2 protein-coding genes are annotated in these 3,061 nt (G+C 55.7%); one reads left to right on the top strand and one right to left on the bottom strand.

Annotated features, from left to right (window positions below; translation table 11 throughout):
* Window positions 1–106 precede the first annotated feature (106 nt).
* The gene (locus QNK41_RS20620; RefSeq protein WP_319261002.1) at window positions 107–1,696 is read left to right on the top strand and encodes a SidJ-related pseudokinase; all 1,590 of its coding nucleotides are present in this window, start codon (window positions 107–109) and stop codon (window positions 1,694–1,696) included.
* A gap of 42 nt (window positions 1,697–1,738) precedes the next feature.
* Here the strand turns inward: QNK41_RS20620 and QNK41_RS20625 are convergent, their stop codons facing one another.
* Window positions 1,739–2,746 carry a potassium channel protein gene (locus tag QNK41_RS20625; protein WP_319261004.1) on the bottom strand — a complete coding sequence of 336 codons (1,008 nt, stop codon included), beginning with the start codon at window positions 2,744–2,746 and terminating at the stop codon, window positions 1,739–1,741.
* Window positions 2,747–3,061: the final 315 nt, after the last annotated feature.

The raw sequence follows: 3,061 nt of genomic DNA on the forward strand, positions 1-3,061 counted from the left end.
GGCTGGAACCGATCTACGATCCTGATCAGCCTTCAACCTGCGATAACCGGAAACTGGCAACCGACAACTGACCTCCGATATCTTTCCCGGCTTACAATCGGAACCCATGAGCACCTATCCCCACACCTTGAAAAACCAAGCCGAAACCGCCCTGGTCGAGCCCCGCTTTGATTTCATCGCCAAGTACCATGCCGTCGCCGACCTTCGCCGGCTGGCGCAAAAGCACCCGGGTGTTCTCGACAGTCAGACCATCTTCTCAGTGGAACAACTCCTGCTATCCAGCGCCTTTGGCAGGGTGCGGCAGGCCTATTTTCTCTTCCGCGAAGCCGCATCGGTAATGACCGATATGGCAACCATACCCGGCTGTAACGGGCTGGGAGCGAAGGCACTGGCCTGCCTTAATGGCCTGCTCCTTAAAACGGACGGCAGCGCCCACCGTGGCGTGGCCGAGGCGCTGGGAAGCCTGCCGGTCAACATCATCGGACAGCGGCTGAGTATCGGCCGCAGTGCATCTGCGCCGAGGATCTCCTGGACGCGGCTGCTTTCGATAAACGGGCTGACGAAAACCGGCACCCCCCGATACATCGGCAGAAGCCTGGTGGTGGACATATCTGGCAAGAACCAACTGCTGGTAGCCAAACTGGCTAAAAAGGGAGACACGGCAGTAGGTCTACAGAAAGAGGTCCGCTGGATGGAAAGGCTGAAGCAACCGGATTATGCCGCTGGCTGCCGGTTCCACATCCCCAGGCCCCTGCAGGTTGAGCGTCAGCGGGTATTTCGAATCAACCACATTCCGCTTGCTCCGCCCGACAACTTCCAGATGCATCCCGATGGCCTGGCCATCGCCTTTATCGCCCACCAAGACTATTTCGTATACCCCAATGATCACCGGGTCGATGGAAAAAACGCACGGGAGATGCTCGGCCGCAACGCCTACCTGCTGGGCTGGCTGACGACCAAAGGCGTGATCCACGATGCGCCGATCCCGCTGTTTCATAACCGCACCCAGCGGTTGCGCCGTGACGATCAGGGACGCTATCAGTGGTTTCGTTCGGGACGGTTGGACCAGTGGCTGAATTCCTGCGCATTCCCCAACCTGGGGCTGTCCGGGCTGCGGGACTTCGAACACCTGGAAACCTTTTGCGGCCGCGGCCGAAACCTTTACCGGCATATCGGCAGCCATTTTTTGAGCCTGCTGCTGGTGGCCGGCAGCCATTTTCGCTGCCGGGATAAAACAAAAATGGGGTTGGATGAGAACGGACAGCCGGTTGATGCGAGAGATCTCTTCGACCGACAGCTTTTACAGGCGATGATCCTGGACGTATTCGAATGCTACTTTGCCGGGTTTACCGGAACATCGGCATCCCCGGCGCTGCCAGTAGACCTGGATCGACTCGTCCCGCGAATGGTCGAGGAGATGGGCGTGGACCGCCACATGACCGAACTGCTGCGCCGCGTCGATCAAGCCCATATGACGGATGCTGCGTTTCTGGATTTCTTGAGGCAGCGGGGATATGAAGATGATCTATTGGAAGGATTGATACGGGGGGAGGAGGATATTCTCATCCCCAGCGGCCCCCACCTGGGCGACTTCAACCGCCAGACCTCCCTGCCCGAACTCATCGAATGCGTGGCGGCCATGTCCGCGGTGTGCATCGCAGGGAGATTTGTGACCGAAGTGAGCAACGCCATATAGCGGGGGTCCCCACCTCGAATCGACGTTCGGATCAAACGCCGATCACAAGGCCGCCCGGGCCAGGTCGATATTCTCGATATCCCCCATGACGATCAGGGTCATCCCCGCTTCCAGGACAAAGGATGACGGCGGCCTGAATTCGAACTCGTCATTTTTCCGCCGCACGCCCAGCAGCAGCAGGTTGAACTGGTCTCTGAGACCAGATTTCATGATCGTTTTCCCAGCCAGTGGGGAGTTGCCGGTAACGGCAATCTGGTGGATGCGCAGCTCTCCCCGCTCGCTTCTGAGCATGTTGTCCATAAATTCTACGGCGGCCGGCCGGATCATCTCGGAAGCCATGCGCAGGGCACCGATGGCGTTGGGGGAGACCACTGAGGTGGCGCCGGCCTTGAGCAGTTTGGGTTTGAGCCGACTGTTGGTCATGCGGCTGATAATTCGCGCCGTGGGGTTGAGCATGCGAGCGGTCATGGTGATGTAGAGGTTGTCGTGGTCCGACGGCAGACAGATGGTGATGCCGGTGGCCCGCTCGATTCCGGCGGCGATCAGGTTCTTGTCGTCGGTGGCGTCACCGTGAACATGGTAGAGGCCCTTGACCTGGTTAGACCCCTCGATGACGTCACGCTCCTGCTCGATCAGGACCACGCTGGCTTTGCTGGTCACCAGTTCGACCGCCAGGGGAAAGCCGGTCTCCCCACCGCCGCAGACGATGTAATGGCCGGACAGGGCCTTTATCCTGTTTTCCATTTTTCTTCTCCTGAGCATGCCGGTCAATTCACCTTCGATCAGCATGGCCGTCAGCGTACTGATGCTGTAAAGGATGATGCCCATGCCGAAGGTGATCAGCAGCATGGTAAAGATCTGGGCGCGGGGGTTTCCGGTAATTCCCAACACTTCGCCATAGCCCACGGTGGTCAGGGAAATGACGGTCATGTACAGGCAGTCGAGGTAGCTGGAATTGCCCTCGAAGAGAATATAGTAGCCAGTACTTCCCATCAGTATGGTCCCGACAAGTATGGCCGCCGCAAAGTATAACCGTCTTCTGATTCCCATATTGGTAAGATACCTACAAAGTTACTCTGAGCATCGGGTTGTCTGGTAACGCCAGGTTATCCACAACATAGCAATGAAGTTAAATAACAAATTTCAAACATCAAATTCCAAATAAATTACAAAATTCTAAATCTCAAACAAAAACCAAAAATCCATTATTTTAATGCCATTTTTCCTGATAATAAAGTTTGGAATTTTGAATTTGGGTATTGTGATTTAATTGTGACTTGGGTTTTGGCTATTGGAATTTGTCTGTTATTCGATGTCTGCCTCTCGTTATCTGACATAAGAAACACCAAACTCAGGACTATCACA

Origin of the sequence: Desulfosarcina sp., assembly GCF_033791525.1 — a bacterium.
GTDB lineage: Bacteria > Desulfobacterota > Desulfobacteria > Desulfobacterales > Desulfosarcinaceae > Desulfosarcina.